20 protein-coding genes are annotated in these 21,346 nt (G+C 73.2%); 14 read left to right on the plus strand and 6 right to left on the minus strand.

Annotation, left to right across the window (positions count from 1 at the left end):
* The 12 genes from ABD671_RS03940 (at position 1) to ABD671_RS03995 (ending at position 11,687) form a co-directional block, all read left to right on the plus strand.
* Complete coding sequence (locus ABD671_RS03940; RefSeq protein WP_344731927.1) at positions 1-1,122, plus strand: flagellar motor protein MotB; 1,122 nt, start codon at positions 1-3, stop codon at positions 1,120-1,122.
* Entirely contained in the window at positions 1,122-1,565 is a 444-nt protein-coding gene (locus ABD671_RS03945) for a flagellar basal body-associated FliL family protein (protein ID WP_344731928.1), read from the plus strand. The genes ABD671_RS03940 and ABD671_RS03945 overlap by 1 nt, the downstream gene beginning before the upstream one ends.
* 143 nt (positions 1,566-1,708) lie before the next feature.
* A complete protein-coding gene (locus ABD671_RS03950; RefSeq protein ID WP_344731929.1) occupies positions 1,709-2,656 on the plus strand; it encodes a flagellar motor switch protein FliM in 948 nt (315 codons plus the stop codon).
* Positions 2,653-3,504, plus strand: a complete 852-nt coding sequence (fliN, locus tag ABD671_RS03955) for a flagellar motor switch protein FliN (RefSeq protein ID WP_344731930.1) — start codon at positions 2,653-2,655, stop codon at positions 3,502-3,504. Before ABD671_RS03950 ends, fliN begins: the two co-directional genes overlap by 4 nt.
* A 91-nt stretch (positions 3,505-3,595) precedes the next feature.
* Entirely contained in the window at positions 3,596-4,663 is a 1,068-nt protein-coding gene (locus tag ABD671_RS03960; RefSeq protein WP_344731931.1) for a FliO/MopB family protein, read from the plus strand.
* Position 4,664: 1 nt separating this feature from the next.
* A complete protein-coding gene (gene fliP, locus ABD671_RS03965; RefSeq protein ID WP_344731932.1) occupies positions 4,665-5,564 on the plus strand; it encodes a flagellar type III secretion system pore protein FliP in 900 nt (299 codons plus the stop codon).
* Positions 5,561-5,830 (plus strand): flagellar biosynthesis protein FliQ, encoded by a 270-nt coding sequence (gene fliQ / locus ABD671_RS03970; RefSeq protein WP_344731933.1) that lies wholly within the window; start codon positions 5,561-5,563, stop codon positions 5,828-5,830. The genes fliP and fliQ overlap by 4 nt, the downstream gene beginning before the upstream one ends.
* Before the next feature lie 15 nt (positions 5,831-5,845).
* Positions 5,846-6,610 (plus strand): flagellar biosynthetic protein FliR, encoded by a 765-nt coding sequence (locus tag ABD671_RS03975; protein ID WP_344731934.1) that lies wholly within the window; start codon positions 5,846-5,848, stop codon positions 6,608-6,610.
* Between the two features lie 3 nt (positions 6,611-6,613).
* Positions 6,614-7,750, plus strand: a complete 1,137-nt coding sequence (locus tag ABD671_RS03980) for an EscU/YscU/HrcU family type III secretion system export apparatus switch protein (RefSeq protein WP_344731935.1) — start codon at positions 6,614-6,616, stop codon at positions 7,748-7,750.
* Positions 7,751-7,875: 125 nt separating this feature from the next.
* The gene (gene flhA, locus ABD671_RS03985; protein WP_344731936.1) at positions 7,876-9,924 is read left to right on the plus strand and encodes a flagellar biosynthesis protein FlhA; all 2,049 of its coding nucleotides are present in this window, start codon (positions 7,876-7,878) and stop codon (positions 9,922-9,924) included.
* Positions 9,921-10,184 carry a hypothetical protein gene (locus tag ABD671_RS03990; RefSeq protein ID WP_344731937.1) on the plus strand — a complete coding sequence of 88 codons (264 nt, stop codon included), beginning with the start codon at positions 9,921-9,923 and terminating at the stop codon, positions 10,182-10,184. The genes flhA and ABD671_RS03990 overlap by 4 nt, the downstream gene beginning before the upstream one ends.
* 498 nt (positions 10,185-10,682) lie before the next feature.
* Positions 10,683-11,687, plus strand: coding sequence for an esterase/lipase family protein (locus ABD671_RS03995; RefSeq protein WP_344731938.1), 1,005 nt, complete (start codon positions 10,683-10,685; stop codon positions 11,685-11,687).
* Positions 11,688-11,817: 130 nt separating this feature from the next.
* On the opposite strand, the gene ABD671_RS04000 is transcribed toward ABD671_RS03995, so the two are convergent.
* Genes ABD671_RS04000 through ABD671_RS04010 form a run of 3 tightly spaced genes read right to left on the minus strand, consistent with a single transcriptional unit; the run spans position 11,818 to position 14,362 of the window.
* A complete protein-coding gene (locus ABD671_RS04000; protein ID WP_344731939.1) occupies positions 11,818-12,933 on the minus strand; it encodes a DNA glycosylase AlkZ-like family protein in 1,116 nt (371 codons plus the stop codon).
* Between the two features lie 47 nt (positions 12,934-12,980).
* A complete protein-coding gene (locus tag ABD671_RS04005; protein ID WP_344731940.1) occupies positions 12,981-13,799 on the minus strand; it encodes a zf-HC2 domain-containing protein in 819 nt (272 codons plus the stop codon).
* On the minus strand, positions 13,796-14,362 hold the full coding sequence (locus tag ABD671_RS04010; RefSeq protein WP_344731941.1) for an RNA polymerase sigma factor: 567 nt from the start codon (positions 14,360-14,362) through the stop codon (positions 13,796-13,798). Before ABD671_RS04010 ends, ABD671_RS04005 begins: the two co-directional genes overlap by 4 nt.
* A gap of 217 nt (positions 14,363-14,579) precedes the next feature.
* Here ABD671_RS04010 and ABD671_RS04015 point away from each other — a divergent pair, with 217 nt between their 5' ends.
* The gene (locus ABD671_RS04015; RefSeq protein ID WP_344731942.1) at positions 14,580-16,355 is read left to right on the plus strand and encodes a right-handed parallel beta-helix repeat-containing protein; all 1,776 of its coding nucleotides are present in this window, start codon (positions 14,580-14,582) and stop codon (positions 16,353-16,355) included.
* 68 nt (positions 16,356-16,423) lie between these two features.
* Here the strand turns inward: ABD671_RS04015 and ABD671_RS04020 are convergent, their stop codons facing one another.
* Positions 16,424-18,088: an FAD-binding dehydrogenase gene (locus tag ABD671_RS04020; RefSeq protein ID WP_344731943.1), complete on the minus strand. Its 1,665-nt coding sequence runs from the start codon at positions 18,086-18,088 to the stop codon at positions 16,424-16,426.
* A 194-nt stretch (positions 18,089-18,282) separates the two neighbouring features.
* Between ABD671_RS04020 and ABD671_RS04025 the strand changes: the two genes are divergently transcribed.
* The gene (locus tag ABD671_RS04025) at positions 18,283-19,566 is read left to right on the plus strand and encodes an amidohydrolase family protein (protein ID WP_344731944.1); all 1,284 of its coding nucleotides are present in this window, start codon (positions 18,283-18,285) and stop codon (positions 19,564-19,566) included.
* A gap of 205 nt (positions 19,567-19,771) precedes the next feature.
* On the opposite strand, the gene ABD671_RS04030 is transcribed toward ABD671_RS04025, so the two are convergent.
* Complete coding sequence (locus tag ABD671_RS04030) at positions 19,772-20,515, minus strand: SDR family NAD(P)-dependent oxidoreductase (RefSeq protein WP_344731945.1); 744 nt, start codon at positions 20,513-20,515, stop codon at positions 19,772-19,774.
* Positions 20,512-21,346, minus strand: an 835-nt coding sequence (locus ABD671_RS04035; protein ID WP_344731946.1) for a creatininase family protein, incomplete at its 5' end; no start/stop codon positions are given. The genes ABD671_RS04035 and ABD671_RS04030, both read right to left, overlap by 4 nt.

The following is a 21,346-nucleotide window of genomic DNA, read 5'->3' on the forward strand; positions in this document are numbered from 1 at the left end:
ATGTCAGGGGGGCACGGAGGGCACGGCGGACGCCGTCCCAAACACGAGGAGCACGAGGAGCACGAGAACCACGAGCGGTGGCTGGTGACCTACGCCGACATGGTCACCCTGCTCATGGTGCTGTTCATCGTCATGTTCGCCATGAGCCAGGTCGACCAGAAGAAGTTCATGCAGTTGAAGGAGGGCCTGGCGGCGGGCTTCGGCCAGTCCGACAGCATCCTGGACGGCAACCCCTCGATCCAGGACCAGCCGGGCGTCTCGGCGATGGGGCCGATCGCGCCGAACCTGAGCAGCGAGGACCTCACCGCCGAGCAGGCGAAGATGGTGAACGACGCCGTCCAGCAGGGCATGGACCAGCGGGCGGCACTCGCCCGGCAGACCGAGTACGCGGCCGCCACCACGGAGGCCCAGCGGCTGGGCGACGTGCAGCAGAAGCTGATGGGCGCGCTCGCCAAGCGCGGGCTCAACAGCGACGTGCGCACCACGATCGATTCCCGCGGCCTGGTGGTCAGCCTCGTCTCGCGCCATGTCGTCTTCGACGCCGACAGCGCGGTGCTCACCGCCCGCGGCCAGCAGGTCGTCGACGCTCTCGCTCCGGTGCTGAAGCAGCTCGGCGCGCCCCTCGAGATCGACGGCCACACCAACCAGGAGCCGGTGAAGCCGAAGTACTTCGCCAGCGATTGGGACCTCTCGGCCGCACGGGCGGTCACCGTGCTGCGCCGCCTCAACGAGGTCTTCGGGATCCCCGCCGACCTGCTCCAGGCGGCCGCGTTCGGCCACACCCGCCCGCTGATCCCGGTCGATCGTCCCGACTCCCAGGAGATCAACAAGCGCGTCGACATCGTCGTCCTCACCACCCTCACCGGCGCCAGCGCGGCCCAGCTGCCCGATGCCGCGAAGAGCCTCGGGCTGCCGACCGCCGGCACGATCGACGACGGCTCGCAGGCCCCCACCGGCGGTTCCGGCGGCGGGGAGACCGGCGGCTCCGGACACTCCGGAACCTCTCAGGCCGAGGCGGCAGGAGCCGACCCCGGCGCCGACCCCGGCGCACCCAGCATCACCGGCAGCGACACCTCCAGCGAGATCGACCGTTCCCTCACCCACGCCGAAGGAGCCCACTGATGAGCACCGCGACAGCAGCACCGGCTGCGGCCGCCGAGGCACCCGCGAAGAGCAAGAAGAAGCTGATCATCATCGTGGTCGCCCTGCTCGTCGTCGCCGGCGCCGCCTACATGTTCGTGCTGAAGCCGAAGTCGGCGCCGGCGGAGAAGCCCGCACCGAAGCCGGGCATCGTGACCCCGCTCGAGGCGATCCAGGTCAACCTCGAGGGCGGCCACTACCTGCGCATCGGACTCGCGCTCCAGCAGACCGACAAGGCCGCCGAGGCCCTCGACGGCAGCAAGGCCCTGGACGCCGCCATCGAGCTGTTCAGCGGCAAGTCGATCGAGGAGCTCACCGACCTCAAGGAGCGCGAGAAGCTGAAGAAGGAGCTCGTCAAGGAGCTCGAGCACCTCTACGAGGACGAGGTGATGGGGGTCTATTTCACCCAGTTCGTCATGCAGTAGCCCACGCCGGGACGGCGGCCCCCGCCGCCGTCCCGGACCCCCCTCACGTCCGCGGGCCGATGGCCCGGTCGGGCCATTTCGGCGACCCCTTCGGCCGACTTCCTCAGGTCCGGCACAGGCGGGCCGACCTGAGGGTCGTGAGCATGACGTCGCCGGCCATCTCGGGAGCCCGACCCGGAGCCTCCGGGCGCGCGCGTCGACGGGGCGGCGAGCCGACGCCCTACGACTTCCGGCGTCCGATCCAGCTCTCCCGCGAACACCAGCGGATCCTCCAGCTCGGGTTCGACGGCTTCGCCCGTCAGGCGACCACCGTCTTCACCTCGGCCCTGCGCAGCGTCTGCTCGGTCACGCTCACCACCATCGACCAGCGCTCCTACTCCGAGTTCGTCGACTCCCTCGACGCCACGACGTACATGACGCTGTTCACCACCGACCCGATGCCCGGGCGCGGCGTCCTCGACCTGCCCCTGAACGCGGTCATGTCGTGCGTCGACCACATGCTCGGCGGCCCCGGCACCGCGAACCAGCCGCAGCGTCCGCTCACCGAGATCGAGAGCGGCGTGATCGGCGGGTTGGTCGACCGGCTCCTCTCGGAGATGCGCTACTCGCTCGCCGCCATCGTCGCCCTCGACCCGCAGGTCACCGGGGTGGAGTACAGCCCGCAGTTCGCGCAGGTCGCCGGCACCGCCGACGTCATGGTCGTCATCGGCCTCGAGCTGCGCATCGACGACCGCCCGCACCGCATGTCGGTGTGCCTGCCGTTCTCCGGCCTGCACCCGCACCTGGCCGCGGCGGCCGCACCGGCGCCGGTCTCCAACCGCGAACGCGCCCAGCGGGCCGAGGCGGCCGCGCTGCTCCAGGCCTCCTTCGAGGACGTGCCGGTCGACGTCAGCGTGCGGTTCCGCAGCACCCAGGTCGACCCGCTCACCCTCTCGACCCTCCAGCCCGGCGACGTGCTGCGGCTGGCGCACCCGGCCTCCGCACCGCTGGACGTCGCGGTCGACGACACCCTCTTCGCCTACGCGTCGGCCGGGTCCCGCGGGCCCCGGCTCGCCGCCCTCATCGTCACCACCCCGCAGGAGAACCGATGACCAGTCCCGAGAACGCCGGCCGCCTCGCCCTGGAGGCGGCCGCTGCGGTCGCCGCCGTGCTGCCCTCCAGCGAGGAGCTCGCACCGGGCGACCCGCAGCCGGGCACCGAGCACGTCGCCCGGCTCTTCGCGGGCGCGGCGGTCTCCGAGCTCACCGGGCCGATCACCGGCCGGGTGGCGGTGCTGGTCGGCGAGGACCTCGTCAGCGCGCTGTCCTCCAGCCCCATGGGCGGACTCGACCTCGCCGCCGCCGTCCAGCCGGCCCTGGACGCCGCCGCCGGCGTGCTCGGCTGCTCGGCCGGCGCCGCCCGCAGCGTCGACATGGAGATCGTCGTCGACGAACTGCTCGGCGGCGGCGGGGAGTTCACCGCCGTCCCGCTGCTCGGGTCGGGCATCTCCGCTGCCGTGCTCGTGCCCGACGTGACCCTGGACGCCGCCGTCGCCGCCGAGGCGGGCGGGGCCGGCGCGTCGTCGGCGCCGTCGGTCCCGGCCGAGGCCGGCGCCGCGGGCGACGGGGCGGGACTGCCCGCGATGTCCCAGCCGCAGCTGCCCGACGACCCGCGCGCCGGTTTCGACAACGTGCGCCCGATCGGCTCGGCCCGGCGCGGCATCGAGATGCTGCACGGCGTCGAGATGGAGGTCACCGTCGAGCTGGGCCGTACCCGCATGCCCGTGCGCGACCTGCTCGCACTCGCGCCCGGCGCCGTGATCGCCCTGGACCGCGCGGCGGGCAGCCCCGCCGACCTGCTGGTCAACGGCCGGCTCATCGCCCGGGGCGAGGTGGTCGTCGTCGACGAGGACTTCGGCCTGCGCATCACCGAGATCATCGACCAGCAGGCCATGGCCTGACGGGTCCTGGTCAGCACCGGCCGGCGGGACCGCCGGCCCGCATCACCGCTTCATCCACGCATTCGACTCACGTGAGGTTCGGGGGGACATCATGGGGGAACTCGCGCTGCGCATGGTCGCATCGCTCGCCGTCGTCGTCGGTCTGCTGATCGTCGCCGCCCGCATCGCCGGACGCCGCATGCGCGGCGGTACCGGCGCGGAGATCCAGATCCTGCAGCGCCAGGCGATCAGCCGGGGCACGCAGATCGCGGTCGTGCAGGTGCGCGACCGCGTGCTGGTCGTGGGCGCCACCGAGCAGCAGATGCGGCTGCTGGCCGAGCTCGACCCGCAGGACGACGTCGTCCCGGCCGCCGTGGAGGCGTCCGAGGGCGAGCGCGACGCGGAGGCCGCCCTGGCGACGGTCACCCCGCTCACCCTGGTGAGCGCACCGGCCCCGGCCGAGGAGACAGTCGTCGCGCAGACCGCGACGCCGTCGGCGACGGTCGCGCCGGAGGCGGTGGCCGAGCCCGTCGCCGAGCCCGTCGCCGAGCCCGTCGTCGAGCCCGTCGTCGAGCCCGTCGGCACCTCGGTGACCGACATCCTCGCCTCCGCGACCGGGCCCTACGCCGACTTCGCCGCCGCGCTGGCCGAGCAGCTGGCCGCCGCCGGTGGCGCCGCCTCGCAGCAGCCCGTGACCGCTCCCTCGGGGCCGCTCACCGGCGGCCGCATCGCCCCCACCGACCCCTTCGCTCCGCGCCTGGACCGACCGGGCAAGCACGCCCGCCGCCCCGAGCCGGAGCTCCCGGCCGCACCCGCCGCGCCCGCGGCTGCCACGCCCTCGCCGTCGATCGACCCGGCTATCGACCCGGCCCTGGCGCTGCTCACCGACCTCGACGACCGCGCCCGGCTGCTCGACCTGTTGGCCGCGCTGCCGGCGCCCGCCGACGCGCCGCTCTCCACCCCGGCTGCCGAGGAGCTCACGGCAGGGCGCGCCGCGCGTCGGACCAAGCCGGCCAAGGCGCCCAAGCCGGTCAAGGCGCCGAAGGCCGCCAAGCAGGTCAAGCAGGCCCAGCAGGCCCAGGCCCCCGCGCCCGTCGGCGAGGGCCGCCTGGCCGGATCCGTGCTCTCGCCGCAGACCTGGCGACAGGCCTACCAGGCCGTCACCCGACGGGCCTCCTGAGATGCCCGCCCGCGCCACCGGCCGCACGGCCGGGGCGACGGCCCTGCTGCTCCTGCTCCTCACGGCCGCGGCGGCGCTCGCCGTCCTCGTGCTCGGATCGGCCTCGGCGCCGGTCAGCGCGGCCGAGCCCACGGCGGCGGTGGCCCTGCCCCACGCCCCCGGCGACCCGACCCCGGCCCCCGGGCCCGAGGGCCCGAACGGCCCTCGCGGCCCCCAGGGCACGACGACGTCCGACAGCGGCGTCACCATCGACATGGGCGGCCTCACCGAGAAGCCCAGCAACTCGGTGGTGCTGCTCATCACCCTCACGCTGCTCTCGCTGGCGCCGTCGATCCTGCTGACCTGCACCAGCTTCACCAAGATCCTGGTGGTGCTCGGCCTGACCCGCAACGCGCTGGGCCTGCAGCAGACGCCGCCCAACCAGGTGCTCGCCGGGCTCGCGCTGTTCCTCAGCCTGTTCATCATGACCCCGACGCTCAGCGCCATCAACGACGCCGGCCTCCAGCCCTACATGGACGGCGACAAGACCGCCCAGCAGGCCTGGGACGACGGCCTGGCGCCGCTGCGCGACTTCATGCTCAAGCAGACCGACGACGACGAGATCACGCTGCTGACCAACGTCGCCAAGCGCGAGCAGCCGGCCACCCGGGACGACGTCCCGATGACCACCCTGATCCCGGCGTTCATCCTGAGCGAGCTCAAAGACGCCTTCATCATCGGCTTCATCATCTTCATCCCCTTCCTCGTCATCGACATCGTCGTGAGCGGGGCGCTGATGGCGCTGGGCATGATGATGATGCCGCCGGTGATGGTCTCCCTGCCCTTCAAGCTGCTGCTGTTCGTCCTGGTGGACGGATGGGCGCTCATCATCAAGGCCCTCGTCGAGAGTTACGCGACATGACCGACAACGCCGTCGTCCAGATCGCCCTGAAGACCATGACCGTGGCCCTTCAGCTGAGCGCGCCCATCCTCGTGACCGCCCTCGTCGTCGGCTTCACGATCTCGCTGTTCCAGTCGATGACCCAGATCCAGGAGTTCACCCTCGCCTTCGTGCCGAAGGTCGTGGCCGTGGGCGTGGCCCTGCTCATCAGCGGCAACTGGATGCTGCACACGATGATCAGCTTCACCCAGGACCTCTTCGCGATGATCCCGACGCTGCTGGCCTGAGGACCACCACCGACCATGACCGTCACCGTCGCCGGGCAGCCGCTCCTCGCGCTGCTGCTCGCCTCGCTGCGCATCATCGCCTGGCTGGCGGTGGTGCCGCCGTTCAGCACGCGCGCGGTGCCGGCGATGGCGAAGGTCGTGCTGGGGCTCGGCCTCTCCTTCGCGGTGGCGCCCACGTTGGGCGCCTCGACCATCCCCGTCGACACCCCCGGGCTGATCATGGTCGTGGTGACGCAGGTGCTCATCGGCCTGGCGATGGGATTCCTCACCTCGCTGCTCTTCGCGGCGGTCGCGGCGGCCGGATCCGTCATCGACGTCTTCGGCGGCTTCGCGCTCGCCCAGGGTTTCGACCCGCTGGGCATGCAGATGAACACCGTCTTCGGGAAGTTCCACCAGATGCTGGCCACGATGCTGCTCTTCGCCACCGGCGGGCACCTGCTCGTCCTCGGCGGCCTGCTGCGCAGCTTCGAACTGCTGCCACTCGGCGACTCCCCCGACGTCAGCGGCGGCAACGACCTGCTCGTGCGGGCCTTCACGGTCTTCTTCGTCACCACCGTGCAGATCGCGCTGCCGATGGTGGCGGTGCTCTTCGTCGTCGATCTCGGGCTGGCACTGATGACGAAGGTGGCGCCGCAGCTCAACGCCATCAACGTCATGTTCCCCGCCAAGATCGGGCTGACCCTGCTGCTCCTGGGTCTCTCCTTCCCGGTGCTGCCCACCGTCGTGCGGCGACTCACCGAGCTGTCGCTCCAGCTCATGGCCACCTTCGCCGGGGGGTGAGCGATGGCTGAGGAGAAGACCGAGAAGCCCACCCCGAAACGCCGCAAGGAGGCGCGCAAGGAGGGTCAGGTCGCCCGCTCGCAGGAGATCGGGCCGTGGGCCGCCGTCCTCATCGCGGGGTTGGCGCTGCCCGCCCTCGTGCGCCGGGAGGCCGGCAGCCTGCAGGAGACCATGCGCGGCAGCCTCGAGGGACTGCGCGACCCCTCCCCCGAGCTCGCGATGCAGCTGCTGGGTCAGGGCGCGCGGCACGCGTTCGTCGTCCTGGTCGTGCTCGGCTCGATGGTGATGGTCGTCAGCGTCGCGGGCACCCTGGCCCAGGGCGGCTTCTACCTGGCGACCAAGTCGCTCAAGCCCAGCTTCTCGAAGCTCGACCCGATCAAGGGCGCCAAGCGGCTCTTCGGCCCGCATACGCTGTGGGAGGGGCTGAAGACGCTGGCCAAGACCGCCGCGGTGGGGCTCCTCGCATGGTCGGCCGTGCGCGGGATCATGCCGATGCTCGGCGGACTCGTGCCCATGGACACCGTGCTCACCACGGCCACCGACCGCGTGCTCGGCCTGTTGCGGGAGGTCGCGGTCGCCGCCCTGCTGCTCGGCATCGCCGACTACGCCTTCCAGCGCCGACGCGTCGGCAAGCAGACGCGCATGACGAAGGAGGAGATCAAGCAGGAGCACAAGCAGGCCGAGGGCGACCCGCTGGTCAAGAGCGCGATCCGCGCCCGCCAGCTCGCCGCCGCCCGCAACCGCATGATGGCCGACGTCCCGACCGCCGACGTCGTGCTGGTCAACCCGACCCACGTCGCGGTGGCGCTGCGCTACCAGGCCGAGCGCGGCGCGCCGGTCGTGGTCGCACGCGGAGCCGGGGTCATCGCGGCCCGCATCCGCGAGCTCGCCACCGAGAACGACGTGCCGCTGGTGCAGGACGTGCCGCTCGCCCGCGCGCTCTACGCCTCCACCGACGTCGGCACCGAGATCCCCCCGCAGCTGTTCGCGGCCGTCGCCCAGGTGCTGGCCTTCGTCATCAGCCGCCGCAACCAGGGCCGCCACGGCGGCTCGCACCGCAGCCCGCGACTGGAGTCCGAGCTGCCCGCCGTGCCCGCCCGCGGACGCCGGCGACGCGTCGTCCCGGCCGAGAGCGCGTGAGCCGAAGTCCATCGCCCCAACCTCCTCAGGACGGCGTCCCGGCGGCCGATGGGGACCCCGACACCAGGACGGTGTCGTCGGGCCAGGGACGGCGCAGACGTAACCACGCGTAACGGAGCAGCCCTGTGTCCCTCAAGCGCCTGACCCAGCTCGGTGTGCCGGTCGGCATCGTCTTCATCGTCGTCATGCTGGTGATCCCGCTGCCGGCGGTGGTCCTCGACCTGCTCATCGCGATGAACATCACCGGGGCGCTGCTCATCCTGCTGACCGCGATGTTCGTCGTGCGTCCGCTCGACTTCGCCTCGTTCCCGGCGATCCTGCTGGTGATGACGCTGTTCCGCCTGGCGCTCAACGTCTCCGCGACCCGGCTCGTGCTCACCGACGGCTACGCCGGCAAGGTCATCGACACCTTCGGCCACTTCGTGGTGGGCGGCTCGCTCATCGTCGGCCTCATCATCTTCGCGATCCTGCTGGTCATCCAGTTCGTCGTCATCACCAACGGCGCCGGCCGCGTCGCCGAGGTCGGCGCCCGCTTCACCCTCGACGCGATGCCCGGCAAGCAGATGGCCATCGACGCCGACCTCAACTCCGGCCTCATCGACGAGGACCAGGCCCGCAAGCGCCGCTCCGAGGTGCACGCCGAGGCCGACTTCTACGGCGCGATGGACGGTGCCTCGAAGTTCGTGAAGGGCGACGCGATCGCGGCCATCATCATCACGCTGGTCAACCTGGTCGGCGGCTTCGCCGTCGGCATGGTGCAGCGCGGCCTCTCGCCGTCGGAGTCGGTGACGACCTACTCGCTGCTCTCGGTCGGCGACGGCCTGGTCTCCCAGATCCCCGCCCTGCTGCTCTCGGTCGCCACCGGCCTGGTCGTCACCCGCTCGGCGGGCGACAGCGACATGGGCTCCGACATCATCCGGCAGATCACCGCCAACCAGCTGCCGATGCGCATCGCCGGCTTCGCGGGCATGGCGCTGTGCCTGATCCCCGGCCTGCCGAAGATCCCCTTCCTGCTGGCCGGCGGCGCCCTGCTGCTGCTCTCGGCGCGCGTGCAGGACGAGCCCGACACCGCCGTCGACCCGGCCGAGGCGGCCGCCCTGATGCCGGCCGTGGAGCGGCCCGACCAGCTGGCCGAGGACATCCAGGTCGACCCGCTCGGCCTCGAGCTCTCCGCCGACATCATCGACCTCGTCGACCCGCAGTCGGGCGGCGACCTGCTCGAGCGCGTCAAGGCCCTGCGTCGCAAGGTGGCCACCGAGCTCGGCGTCGTCCTGCCCCTGGTGCGCACCCGCGACAACCTCGACCTGCCGAGTCGCACCTACGTGATCAAACTCTTCGACATCGAGGTCGCCCGCGGCGAGGCCCCGGCCAACACCGTGCTCGCGATCGGCGACTTCCTGGGATCGCTGCCCGGCGAACCGACCCAGGAGCCGGTGTTCGGCCTGGAGGCCAAGTGGATCCCCTCCGAACTGCGCCACCAGGCCGAACTCTCGGGCGCCACCGTCGTCGATCGCTCGGCGGTCATCACCACCCACCTCGCCGAGATCGTGACCCGGCACGCGGCGCGGCTGCTCGGCCGCGAGGACGTGCGCATGCTCACCGACGTCGTCAAGCGCAGCCACCCCAACGTGGTCGAGGAGCTCACCCCGGTGCACCTCTCCCTCGGTGAGGTGCAGCGGGTGCTCCAGACGCTGCTCGACGAGGAGATCTCGATCCGCAACCTGGTGCGCATCTACGAGGCGCTCTCGTTGCGCGCGCAGACCACCAAGGACCTCGACGCGCTGGTCGATGCCGCCCGCCAGGCGCTCGGCCCGGCGGTCGTCGCGCCGCACGTGCAGGACGGCGTCGTCCACGTCATCTCCTTCGACCCGCAGTTCGAGCAGCGCATGCTGGAGTCGATGCGCCCCGGCGAACAGGGGTCGGTGATCGTGCTCGACCCGGTGTCGCTCCAGGCCGTCGTCGGCGGACTGGCGCAGCTGCTGGTCGAGGCGGAGAACCGCAACATCCGACCGGTGCTGGTGTGCGCGCCGCAGCTGCGCGCCGCCGTGCGCCGCCTGGTGCGGCCGGCGATCGAGCGGCTCCACGTGCTGTCCTACGCCGAGCTCACCGGCACCGCCCAGGTGCGTTCGGCGGGTGTGGTGACGGGTGACCGGGCGATGGAGGGTGTGCGATGAACCTGCTCTCGATGCCGGTGTTCGGGGCCTCCGCGCTCGCGACGGCGCCGACGCTGTGGCAGGGGCTCGTGCTGGGCACGATGCCGATGGAGACGATGCTGACCCGCTTCGGGCTGGTCATGGTGGGCGCCTGGTTGGCGCTCTCGGTGATCGAGGCGCTGATCGGCAGCACGGGACCGGCCCTCGGGTCGCCACCCCGCGGGATCCCGGGCGCCGATCCGTCGGCGCCGCCGCCGGGCGGGGACGACCGACCTGCCTGATCGCTGGCTGGTCGCTGGCTGGTCGCTGGCTGGTCGCAGCTGACCGCTCGGGATGCCTCCCGGCTCCGGACACGGAACGGCCCGCAGGCCTGGCGTCTGGTCGGATGACCGGACGCCGCCCGGTGGACGGACCGGGGGAACCTGCGGGCCGGGTGGCTGCTGGAGATTCGCCAGCAGCGCTGAATGCGCTGGGCGCCGGCTGCTAGCGGGCAGCCACCTCACGCGTCCGATGGGAATTCATTCCTCGGATCACCTCCTTTCCCGTGTCCTGCGAGCGTAGGTCGCCGATCCGGCGTCCACAACGGGGTTTCCGCGGCGGTCGGGCCGGCGCCTCGGCAGCCCCACCAGCACCACCGGACAGGCGGAACTGCCCGTTCGGGGCCGATCCGGGGCCGGAAACGGCTGGTTTCCCCGGCCGGCCGGGGAAACCAGCCGCCACCCCACGCCCGGGACATTGGGCCGTGGCGGGCATCACACGGCCTCGCTAGCGTCGGTCGAGTGAACACCCGTACCAGTTTCGCGCGCCGCCTGACCGGCGCGGTCGCCGCCCTCACGCTCGCGGGCGCGGGTCTCCTCGCCCTCCCCACGTCGGCCGTCGCCGCCGACCCCGGCCCGGCCTTCTCCGTGCCCGACGCCACCCTCGACGCCGCCGTCACCTGCCAGGGCGACCTGGCCGGCTCCACCCTCACCCCGGTGCTGCTCGTGCCCGGCACGACGCTCACCCCCGAGCTCAACTTCTCCTGGAACTACGAGAAGGTCTTCACCGCCCAGGGCCGCCCCTGGTGCGCGGTCACGCTGCCCGGCAACGGCATGCTCGACATCCAGGTCGCCGTCGAGTACGTCGCCCGCGCCATCCGCACCACCTACGCCAAGGCCGGGCGGAAGATCGACATCCTCGGCTTCAGCCAGGGCGGCATGGTGCCGCGGTGGTCGCTGAAGTACTGGCCCGACACCCGCACGATGATCGACGACCTCGTCAGCCTCGACGCCTCCAACCACGGCACCCAGAGCGCCCAGCTCATCTGCCTGCTCGGGTGCGCGCCGTCGGTGTGGCAGCAGAAGTCCGGGTCGAGGTTCCTCACCGCCCTCAACAGCGGCCAGGAGACCTACGCCGGCATCAGCTACACCCAGATCTACACCGCCACCGACGAGGTCGTGTTCCCGAACTTCGACCCGGTCGCCAGCAGCCCGCTGCGCACCGGCGACGGCACGATCCGCAACGTGCAGGTGCAGTCCATCTGTCCCCTGCACCTCTCCGAGCACCTCTCGATGGGCACCACCGACCCGGTCGGCTACGCACTCGCCCTCGACGCGTTCGACAACCCCGGCACCGCGGACCCCTCCCGGATCCCCGCCTCGGTGTGCCTCCAGCTGGTCTTCCCCGGCGTCGACTACACGACCTACCTGCAGAACTTCGGGAAGGTCCTCGCCGTGGCCGGCCAGCAGCTGATCCTCGGGCCCCGGGTGTTCGGCGAGCCCGCGCTCGCACCGTACGCCCGCTGAAAGGGGGGAGGCCCGGGCCCGTCGCGAGTGCTCCCTCGCGGCGGGTCCGGGCCTTTTGCTGTGCCCGGGGGCCGCTCATGGCGCTGTCCGCAGTCAGCTGGAGACTCAGCCGACCGATCCGTCGGGGGCCTCAGGCCTCGACCCGCTCGAGTCCCAGCCAGGCCGCCAGATCGTCGATCGCGGCGTCGACCGCCTCCACCCAGGCGCCCGGCCACTCGATCGGGCCGTCGGCGTCGCGATGCACCGCATGCACCCGCAGGACGCCGTCCTTGCGGTCCGCGGCGGCGTCGAGCTTGCCGACCAGCCGGTCGCCGACGAGCACCGGCATCGCCCAGTAGCCCCACTGCCTCTTCGCGGCCGGCTGGTACATCTCCAGGCGGTAGTCGAAGCCGAACAGCTCCCGAGCCCGCAGCCGGTCCATGACGAGCCGGTCGAGCGGGCTGAGCAGCGCGACGGCGTCCTCCTCGACCGGCGGCGCGTCGAGGAGCGCCGGATCCACCCGCCACTCCCCCGCGACGTCCTCGACCACCGCGGGGACGCCGGCGTCCCCGACGTGGTCGGGTTCGCCGGGGGTCTCGGGACGCTGGGCCCGCGCGATGCCGAGCGCCGCGAGCCGCCGCCGGTCGCGCTCGCGCAGCGCCTCCTCGTACGGCCACGCCTCGACCTCGGGGTAGACCCGCTCGGCGAGATCGACGAGCCGGTCGCGGCCACGGCGTCCGGCCACCGCCAGCTCACCGCGGGCCAGCAGCAGCTCGACGAGCTGCTGCACGTCCTTGCCGTCGGTCCAGCCGCTCGAGCGCCACGGCCGGGCGCAGCGCACGTCGAGGTCGCGCGGGCGGGTGGGACCGTCGGCGGCCAGCTGCGCGAGGACGCCGGCGTGCGCCTCGGCGTTGGCCGCGAGCCAAGAGAGCCGTTCGAGCTGCCAGGGCGCGGCGTCGTCACCGGGCCAGCGCGCCATCTCCGCCGCGTACAGGGCGAGGTCCTCGGCGGGGCGCCAGAAGCCCGCGATCTCGAGGATCTCGCGCACGTCGGCGAGATCCTCCAGCTCGCCGGATCGGAAGCCCGGCACCCGCGCCCGGGCCACGAGGTCGGCGCTGCGGGCCACGGCCGCGGTCAGGTCGACCTGGACGCCGGCCAGACGGTGCAGCATCTGCGGCAGGGTCGGCAGGGTCGGTTCCGGGCCGCCGCCGAGCAGCTGGGCGCGCACAGCGATCCGGCGAGCGTCGTCCCGGCGGAGCAGCAGCACGTCCGCAGGCTAGCCCGGGTCGTGGTCGCGGTGGACCGGTCGTCGGCTCACGCGTCGGAGGTGCGGGGCACGATCCGTGCCCGGGCCACGACCCGGCCGCGGTCGTCGACGATGCGCACCGCGTCGACCGCATCTCGCAGCACCGCCGACTGCAACCGGCACAGCAGCGGCTGTGCCCCGGTGCCCCGGAAGGCCCCCGCGGGACGCCAGGTGCCGCCGGTGGTTCGGAACGACGCCCGGTAGGTCTCGCCCTCGACGAAGCCGCGCCCCTGCAGGATCAGCTCGACGCCCCAGGTGTGCGCGATGAGCTCGGAGGAGGCGATCGCGACCGGTCCCTCGGCACCGGCGACCGCCCGCACCTCGACGCGCTCGAGCGGCGGGGTGGGCGGCTCCGGGGCGCTCGCGCGGCCCACGACGCCACCGATACCGGCCGCGACGACGACGGCCGCGGCGACGGCGAGGACGCGCACGGCCGCTGGACGGCGGGCGGGCACGGACGACGGGACTCCGCCCACGGGCCGGGCGGCGACGAGGTCGGGAGCCGCGGTCGCGACGGAGGTCGGCTCCAGCGGCGTCGGGCCACGGCCGGTGGGCGGCTCGGCGGCCACCGCCTCGCGGATACGGGCGCCGAGGTCGGCGGGCGGCGCCGCCGGGACGCCGTACGCCTCGGGGTCGAGACCCACGAGCAGGTCGGAGAGGGGCGCCAGGTCGCGCAGGTCGGCACGGCAGGCGGCGCACCCGTCCAGATGCGCCTGCAGGCGATCGAGCTCGGGACCCTCCAGGTGCCCGAGGGCGTGGGCGCCGACCAGTCCGTGCCACTCGTCGTGGTCGAACCCGGCGTCCGAGCGCGGATCCTGCTCGCTCATGCCGTCACCCCCATCGCGTCCATCGTGGCGCGCAGCGCCTTCAGACCGTAGAACACCCGGCTCCGCAGGGTGCCGATCGGCACCCCGAGCTCGGCCGCGACCTCGGCATAGGGACGTTGGCGCAGGTGCACCTGCACGATCGCGGCCCGCTGGGGTTCGGCGATCCGGGCCAACGCCTCCTGCACGACCCAGCGGGTCATCAGCTCCTCGGCCGGATCGTCCGCGGTGTCGGCGGGCAGCGGCGTCCGGTCGGACGTCGTCGGCGGCTCGACAGGGCGCTGCCAGGGCCGCACCTGCTGGTGGCGCAGCTGGTCGATGACCACGTTGCGGGCGATCCCGAAGAGCCACACCCGCAACGAGGCGAGCTCGGGGTCGAACCGGTCGGCGTGGCGCCACGCCTTGAGGAAGGTCTCCTGGGTGGCGTCCTGCGCCGCGCCCGGGTCGGCGAGGCTGCGCAGGGCGAACCGGTAGATCTCCGGGCCGTGGCGCAGGTAGGCGGCGTGGACACCGGCCTCGTCGGCCAGCGGCCGATCCGTGGGGAGATCGGTGCGCGGGTCGTCCACCGGCGACTCCCTCCCCGTTCCTTCACGCTGCACGACGGTGTGTACGGCGCCGGCCGGCGTGGCGTTCACGACCCGGCGCAGATGGTTCGTGGCCGCGAGCGGCCCGGATGGATCCCCGCGTGCTGGGGCGGGCGATGAACGCCGGCCGGGTGCGCGCCGTATCCACCGACGACATCCACCAGCGGCGGGTCGGGCCCGCTGCGCAGGAGAGGACACCATGACGACGAAGCAGGGTCCCCAGCATCCGTCCCCCACGCGGCGCCGCGCGGCCGCCGGACTGGCCGCAGCTGTCACCGGCCTGGCCGGCACCGGCCTCGGCGCCGGCGTCCTGGCCGCGCCGGCCACCGCGGGCGAGGCCGACCGGTCGGCGCGGGTGGCGACCATCCGTGTCGCCACCGAGCAGCAGTTGCGCGACGCCGTCCGGCGCGCCGGCGGCGACCGCGCGGTGCGCATCGAGCTCACCCGCGATCTCACGCTGCGCCAGGACGGCGAGGGTCCGCGCCGGGGCGACCTCGACGTGGCCGGAACCGTGACGGTCATCGGCGCCGGACGCACGATCGACGCCCGCGGCATCGACCGGATCTTCGACGTGGCCGAGGGGGGCCGGCTCCTCCTGCGCGGAGTCGGGCTCACCGGCGGCCGTGCCCCCGAGGGCGAGAACGGCGGCGCGGTGCGCAGCGCCGGCGTCCTGCAGGTCGTCGGCGGTTCCATCACCGCCAGCATCGCCCGCGGCGAACTGGCCTCCGGGGGTGCGATCAGCAACGAGGGCGGCGAGCTGGCGGTGAGCCGCACCGTCGTGCGCGGCAACTCCGCGACCCGCGCCGGCGGCGGCATCGAGGCCGTCGGCGGCACCACCGAGCTGACCGGCGTGAGCCTGCGGGGCAACGAGACGGGCGCCGTGCCGGGCAACGGCGGCGGTCTGCACCTCACCGGCGAGGGGACCGTCACCGTGGTCGGCGGGGTGGTGCGCGACAACGTCGCGAGCGCCGAGGGCGGCGGCCTGTGGAACAGCGCGGACGGCACGATGACCGTGCGCGGCACCCGGATCCTGCAGAACGAGGCGCGCGGCGCGGCGGCCGACCAGGGCGGCGGGGGCCTGTACAACGACGGCGGCTCCCTGCGGGTCGAGAAGGCGGTGCTGGAGGACAACACCGCGACCGGCACCGCGGGCTCCGGCGGCGGCATCCTCAACGCGGCGGGGGTGCTGACGGTCGTCGGGGGGCGCATCGAGGGCAACACCGCCGTCCGTGCCGGTGGCGGCATCGAGGCGGTGGCCGGCTCGACCGTCGTCGAGGGCACGACGGTGCGGGCCAACGCGGCCGGCGCGACTCCCGGCAACGGCGGCGGGCTCCACCTGACCGGCGCCGGCACCGTCGAGATCGTCGAGGCCACCGTGGTGGCGAACACCGCTACCGCCGAGGGCGGCGGCCTGTGGAACAGCGCCGAGGGCACCATGACCGTGCGCGACTCGCTCATCGCCCGCAACAGCGCCGCCGGCGCGGGCGCCGACCAGGGCGGCGGCGGCCTCTACAACGACGGCGGCGACCTGACCGTCGAGACCTCCACCGTGCGCGACAACCTGGCCTCCGGCACCGCGGGCTCCGGCGGTGGCCTGCTGGACGTCGGCGGCTCGGTGCAGCTCGACGACACCACCTTCGCCGACAACCGCTCGCAGCGGGCCGGCGGCGCGGTCGAGACGGCCGCGGGCACCGTGCAGCTCACCGGCGTCACGATGACCGGCAACATCACCGGCACCGCGCCGGGCAACGGCGGCGGTCTGCACGTCACCGGCCAGGGCATCGTGCTCTGGAACGGCGGCACCGTCACCGGCAACACGGCGTCCGCCCAGGGCGGCGGCCTGTGGAACAGCGCCACCGGCCTCTTCGTCGCCGTCGGCCTCGAGATCGGCGACAACACCGCGCCGACCGGCGCGGACTCCTACAACGACGGCGGGCTGATGCTCATCAACCTGCTGCCCGTGCTCCCCGGCTGACCGGGCTCCCCGACCGCGAGGTCCCTGCTCCTGGTGCGCTGGAGCAGGGACCTCGCTGTGTCGGGCGGTCAGCCGCGGGCGATCGCGCGGCCGGCGTTGCGGCCCGAGAAGATGCAGCCGCCGAGGAAGGTGCCCTCCAGCGCGTTGTAGCCGTGGACGCCGCCACCGCCGAAGCCGGCGGCCTCCCCGGCCGCGAACAGACCCGGCACCGCGGCGCCGTCCTGCCCGATGACCCGGCTGTCGAGGTCGGTCTGCAGACCGCCCAGGGTCTTGCGGGAGAGGATGTTGAGCCGGACGCCGATGAGCGGACCGTGCTCGGGATCGAGGATGCGGTGCGGCTTGGCCACGCGCACGATCTTGTCGGTGCGCGAGCGCCGGGCGTTGGCGATCGTCATGAGCTGGACGTCCTTGCTGAAGGCGTTCTCCAACTCCCGGTCGCGGGCCACGATCTGCCGCTCCATCTCCTCGAGGTCGAGGTCGGGGCCGCGGGCGATCTTGTTCATGCCGGCCACGAGATCGGCGAGGGTGTCGGCGACGACGAAGTCCTCGCCGTGCTGCTTGAACGCCTCGACCGGCGCGGGCGCGCCCTTGGCGGCGCGGGTCTGCAGCAGCAGCTTGAGGTCCTTGCCGGTGATGTCGGGGTTCTGCTCCGAGCCCGAGAGCGCGAACTCCTTCTCGATGATGGTCTGGGTGAGCACGAACCACGAGTAGTCGTGGCCGGTGGCGAGGATCTGCTTCATCGCGCCGATCGAGTCGGCGCCGGGCACGCCCGACATGCCGCGCAGACGGCGTCCGAGCGCGTCGAACCACATCGAGCTCGGGCCGGGCAGGATGCGGATCGCGTGGTCGGGCCAGATGGGGTCCCAGTTGTGGATGCCCTCGGTGTAGGCCCACATGCGGTCGCGGTTGACGATGCGCCCGCCCGCGGCCTCGGTGATGGCGAGCATGCGGCCGTCGACGTGGGCCGGGACGCCGGAGATGAGGTGCTGCGGCGCCGGGCCGACCCGCTCGGTGGGCCAGTTGCGGCGGATCAGCTCGTGGTTGTGGCCGATGCCGCCGGAGGAGACGACGACGGCGTCCGCGCGGTACTCGAACGCCCCGACCTTCGTGCGCGAGGACTTCACCCCGCGGGCGGCGTCGCTCGGCTCGAGCACCGTGCCGCGGACGCCGACCACGGCGCCGCCCTCGACGATCAGCTCGTCGACCTGGTGACGGAACGCGAACCGCACCCGGCCGCGGCTCTCGGCGTCGAGCACCGAGGGCAGGAACGTGTCGACGACGCCGGGGCCGGTGCCCCACGTGAGGTGGAAGCGGGGCACCGAGTTGCCGTGGCCGGTGGCCGAGCCGTCGCCGCGCTCGGCCCAGCCGACCATCGGGATGCTGCGCAGCCCCAGCGCGCGCAGGTAGGCGCGCTTCTCGCCTGCCGCGAAGCCGACGTAGGCCTCGGCCCAGCGCTTGGCCCAGGAGTCCTCGTCGTCGAGCCGGTCGAAGGCCGCCGAGCCCTGCCAGTCCTGCCAGGCGAGGTCGAAGGAGTCCTTGATGCCCATGCGGCGCTGCTCGGGGCTGTCGACGAAGAACAGCCCGCCCAGCGACCAGAACGCCTGCCCGCCCAGGTTGGCCCGGTTCTCCTGGTCGATCACCAGCACCCGCTTGCCGCCCAGGGCCGCTTCGTGGGTGGCGACCAGGCCGGCCAGGCCCGCGCCGACGACGATCGCGTCGAAGTGCTCGCTCATGGGGCGACTCTGCCACGGGCGGCTGCAGGTTTCCCCGGTCAGCCGGGGAAACCTGATGTTGATGGGCGAAGTTTCGCCCCACAACATCAGGTTTCGCCCCCCACGTGCCGCCCCGCGAACCCTCCGGGCCGGACGACGGCGGGCGAAACGGTCCCGAAACCCGACCGCGCCGCGTCCGGGCTACCGTCGCGGCCATGACGCTGGTGGTGCGCGATGCGATGGTGCTCTGGGACGCCGAGGGCGAGCGCATCGGCGATCTCACCCTCGACGACGGCGCCACCGAGGTGACCGAGATCGACGCGACCGGCTGCGTGGTGACCCCGGGGCTGATCAACGCCCACCACCACCTGCTCCAGAGCGGATTCCGCACCCTGCCGGGCACCCGCGGCGTCCCGATGGCGCAGTGGCTGCCGACGATGGCCGCGGCGTACTCCGCCGCCGGCATCGATCCCGAACTGGTCGCCGCGACGGCTGCGGTCGGCGTCGCCGAGGGTCTGCTGTGCGGGGTCACCACGGTGGCCGACCACCATCTCAACTGGCCGCACGACGCCTCGGTGGCGGCCACCGTCGACATCGCCCGCGCGATCGCCGACGCCGCCCGCGACCTGGGATCGCGGCTGGTCTACGTGCGCGGCTCGGCCCGCGACGACGCCGCATGGGCGGGTGCCTCGGCCGACGCGATCGCCTCCGCGCTCGTGCCGCACGGCGGCGTCACGGCCGACGGCATGCTGCAGGTGGCCGTCGGGCCGGCCGGCGTCCACTCCGACGGCGAGGCCACCTTCGCCGCGCTCGGCGAGGTCGCCGCCGCCCACGGACTGCGTCGCCGCACCCAGGCCAACGAGCAGGTCGACGTCGCGATCGCCCTCGAGCGCTACGGACGCCGTCCGATCGATCTGCTGGAGGAATGGGGCTGGCTGGCCCCCGACGTCACGATCGCGCACCTGGTCGACCTCACCGCCGAGGAGGTCGCGCGCCTCGCGGCGGCCGGTGTCACGGGCACCCACGCGCCCGGGTGCGATGTGCCGATGGGCTGGGGCGTCGCGCGCGTCGCAGAGCTCGCTGCGGCCGGCATCACGATGGGCCTGGGCACCAGCGGCGGCGGCTCGAACGACGCCGGGCACCTGCTCGCCGACGCCCGGCTCGCGCTCCAGGTCTCGGGGCTGGTCGGCCCGCAGCTGCCCGCCCGCGACGTGCTCGCGATGGCCACCCGCAGCGGCGCGCTCGGGCTCGGGCGCCCCGACCTCGGCCTGCTCGGCTCCGGCGACCTGGCGGTCTGGGACGTCGCGGGTGTCGCGGACGCCGGCGTGGCCGATCCGGTCGCGGGGCTGCTGTGGGCCGCACCCGGACGGCGTCCGCGTCACGTGGTGGTGGGCGGGCGCGTGGTGGTGCGCGACGGCGTCCTGACCACGGCCGAGGAGTCCGAGCTGGTCGCGCGGCTGCGGGAACTGCTGGCGGCCCGGGCCGGATTGGTCAGCTGAGTCTGCCGGTGGGCGTACGAAACTTCAGCTGACCAACGACAGAGTCACCGGGCGGCCGGTGACTCTGTCGTCCGGGCTCCAGCCCCACCAGCACCACCAGCACCACCGGACAGGCGAAACTGCCCGGAATCGCGCCGCCGCGGGCCGATTTCGGCCAGTTTCCCCGGCCGGCCGGGGAAACTGGCCCGCCGCCCGCCGCCCACCCTCAGTGCATCGCCATCCCACCGGTCACATTGAGCGCCTGCCCGGTCATGTACGACCCCTCCGGCGAGGCGAGGAAGAGCGTGAGCCCGGCGACGTCGTCGGGGGTGCCGAGCCGGCCGAGCGGCGACATCGAGCACCAGCGGCGCACATCGTCCTCGCTGCGGGTCTCGGCGCCCATGTCGGTCGGCACGTAGCCGGGGCAGATCGCGTTGACGGTGATGCCGTGGCAGCCGAGTTCGAGGGCGGCGACCCGGCTGATGGCCACGACCGCCGCCTTGGAGGCCGCGTAGGCGATCTCGCGCGCGCCGCCCTGTTTGGCGGCCATGCTGGCGATGTTGACGATGCGCCCGGGCAGTCCGGCGTCCACCATGTGCGCGGCGGCGACCCGGGTCAGCAGGAACGTGCCGCGCGCGTTGACGTCCTGGATGCGCTGCCAGTCGGCCAGCGAGGTCTCCAGCAGCGGCGCGAGCAGGTGGATGCCGGCGGAGTTCACGACCACCGGCACCTGCCCGAGCTCCTCGACCGCCGCCGCGAACCCCGCCGTCACCGAGCTCTCGTCGACGAGGTCGGCCGCGATCACACCCGCGAGGTGGTCGTCGCAGCGCGGCGCCGCACGATCCAGGACGACGACCCGCGCGCCCTCGGCGGCGAAGCGTTCGGCGATCCGGGCGCCGATGCCGCTGGCGCCCCCGGCCACGACGACGCCGGTGCCGGTGAAGCGCGCAGCGACGACGGACGCCGTCACGGCGCTCCCGAGCCCGCGCGCGGCGGCAGCGAGAAGCGGTCGATCTCGGCGAGCGCCTCGAGTCCCTTGCCGATGCCGTACTCGAAGAGCGCCTTGCCGGCCTCGGCGGTCGAGCCGGTCGGGTCGCCGATCACCCCGCTCGGGCCGAAGTCGTCGGAGAGCCAGCCGAAGGTGACGGGGCGGCCGTTGAAGCCGATGTGCTCGTAGGTCGTCATCTCCTCCGGCACGTTGCGGGCGAAGAGCTCGGGGTGCACGAGGTCGGGTCGCAGGTGCATGACGATCGAGGTCTCGGCCCAGCCGCCGTGGATGCCGAGGCCGAGCTCGTCGGGTCCGTCGTCCCCGGTTCCGGCCGGGATCTGGAGCGCACCGGTGCTGAAGACCATCAGCCCGAAACGGCGGCGCAGCTCGCGGTTGATCACCTGGAGCAGGGCGACGTTGCCGCCGTGACCGTTGACGAACACCAGCTTGCGCGCGGGCGTGGTGGCCACCGAGCGGCCCAGGTCGACGAGGGTCTCGAAAAGGGTGGTGGCGTTGAGCCAGAGGGTGCCTGAGGCCCAGTGGTGCTCGTCGGACTTGCCGATCGAGAGGGTGGGCAGCTGCCAGGCGTCGATCCCGGCCTGGACGGCGGCCGGCACGAGTGCCTCGACGGCGGCCTCGGCGACGAGCGCGTCGGTGATCAGCGGCAGGTGCGGGCCGTGGTGCTCGATGGCGCCGATGGGCACCAGCAGCACCGAGTCGGCGGTGAGCCGTTCGAGGGTCTGCGGGCCGGTGAGCTCGGCGAGCTTGCGGGTCACGGTGTCTCCTTCGCTCCGGACGGCGTCGACCGCCCCG

Source organism: Nocardioides fonticola (assembly GCF_039536805.1).
GTDB lineage: Bacteria > Actinomycetota > Actinomycetes > Propionibacteriales > Nocardioidaceae > Nocardioides > Nocardioides fonticola.

What these genes read in the sequence shown, in the direction of transcription:
- ABD671_RS03975 (WP_344731934.1), top strand. Translation starts at nt 5,846, where the DNA reads ATGACCGTCACCGTCGCCGGGCAGCCGCTCCTCGCGCTGCTGCTCGCC.
- ABD671_RS03960 (WP_344731931.1), top strand. Translation starts at nt 3,596, where the DNA reads ATGGGGGAACTCGCGCTGCGCATGGTCGCATCGCTCGCCGTCGTCGTC.
- ABD671_RS03990 (WP_344731937.1), top strand. Translation starts at nt 9,921, where the DNA reads ATGAACCTGCTCTCGATGCCGGTGTTCGGGGCCTCCGCGCTCGCGACG.
- ABD671_RS03950 (WP_344731929.1), top strand. Translation starts at nt 1,709, where the DNA reads ATGACGTCGCCGGCCATCTCGGGAGCCCGACCCGGAGCCTCCGGGCGC.
- fliQ (WP_344731933.1), top strand. Translation starts at nt 5,561, where the DNA reads ATGACCGACAACGCCGTCGTCCAGATCGCCCTGAAGACCATGACCGTG.
- fliP (WP_344731932.1), top strand. Translation starts at nt 4,665, where the DNA reads ATGCCCGCCCGCGCCACCGGCCGCACGGCCGGGGCGACGGCCCTGCTG.
- ABD671_RS03945 (WP_344731928.1), top strand. Translation starts at nt 1,122, where the DNA reads ATGAGCACCGCGACAGCAGCACCGGCTGCGGCCGCCGAGGCACCCGCG.
- ABD671_RS04025 (WP_344731944.1), top strand. Translation starts at nt 18,283, where the DNA reads ATGACGCTGGTGGTGCGCGATGCGATGGTGCTCTGGGACGCCGAGGGC.
- ABD671_RS04020 (WP_344731943.1), bottom strand. Translation starts at nt 18,088, where the DNA reads ATGAGCGAGCACTTCGACGCGATCGTCGTCGGCGCGGGCCTGGCCGGC.
- ABD671_RS04005 (WP_344731940.1), bottom strand. Translation starts at nt 13,799, where the DNA reads ATGAGCGAGCAGGATCCGCGCTCGGACGCCGGGTTCGACCACGACGAG.
- fliN (WP_344731930.1), top strand. Translation starts at nt 2,653, where the DNA reads ATGACCAGTCCCGAGAACGCCGGCCGCCTCGCCCTGGAGGCGGCCGCT.
- ABD671_RS04015 (WP_344731942.1), top strand. Translation starts at nt 14,580, where the DNA reads ATGACGACGAAGCAGGGTCCCCAGCATCCGTCCCCCACGCGGCGCCGC.
- ABD671_RS03980 (WP_344731935.1), top strand. Translation starts at nt 6,614, where the DNA reads ATGGCTGAGGAGAAGACCGAGAAGCCCACCCCGAAACGCCGCAAGGAG.
- ABD671_RS03940 (WP_344731927.1), top strand. Translation starts at nt 1, where the DNA reads ATGTCAGGGGGGCACGGAGGGCACGGCGGACGCCGTCCCAAACACGAG.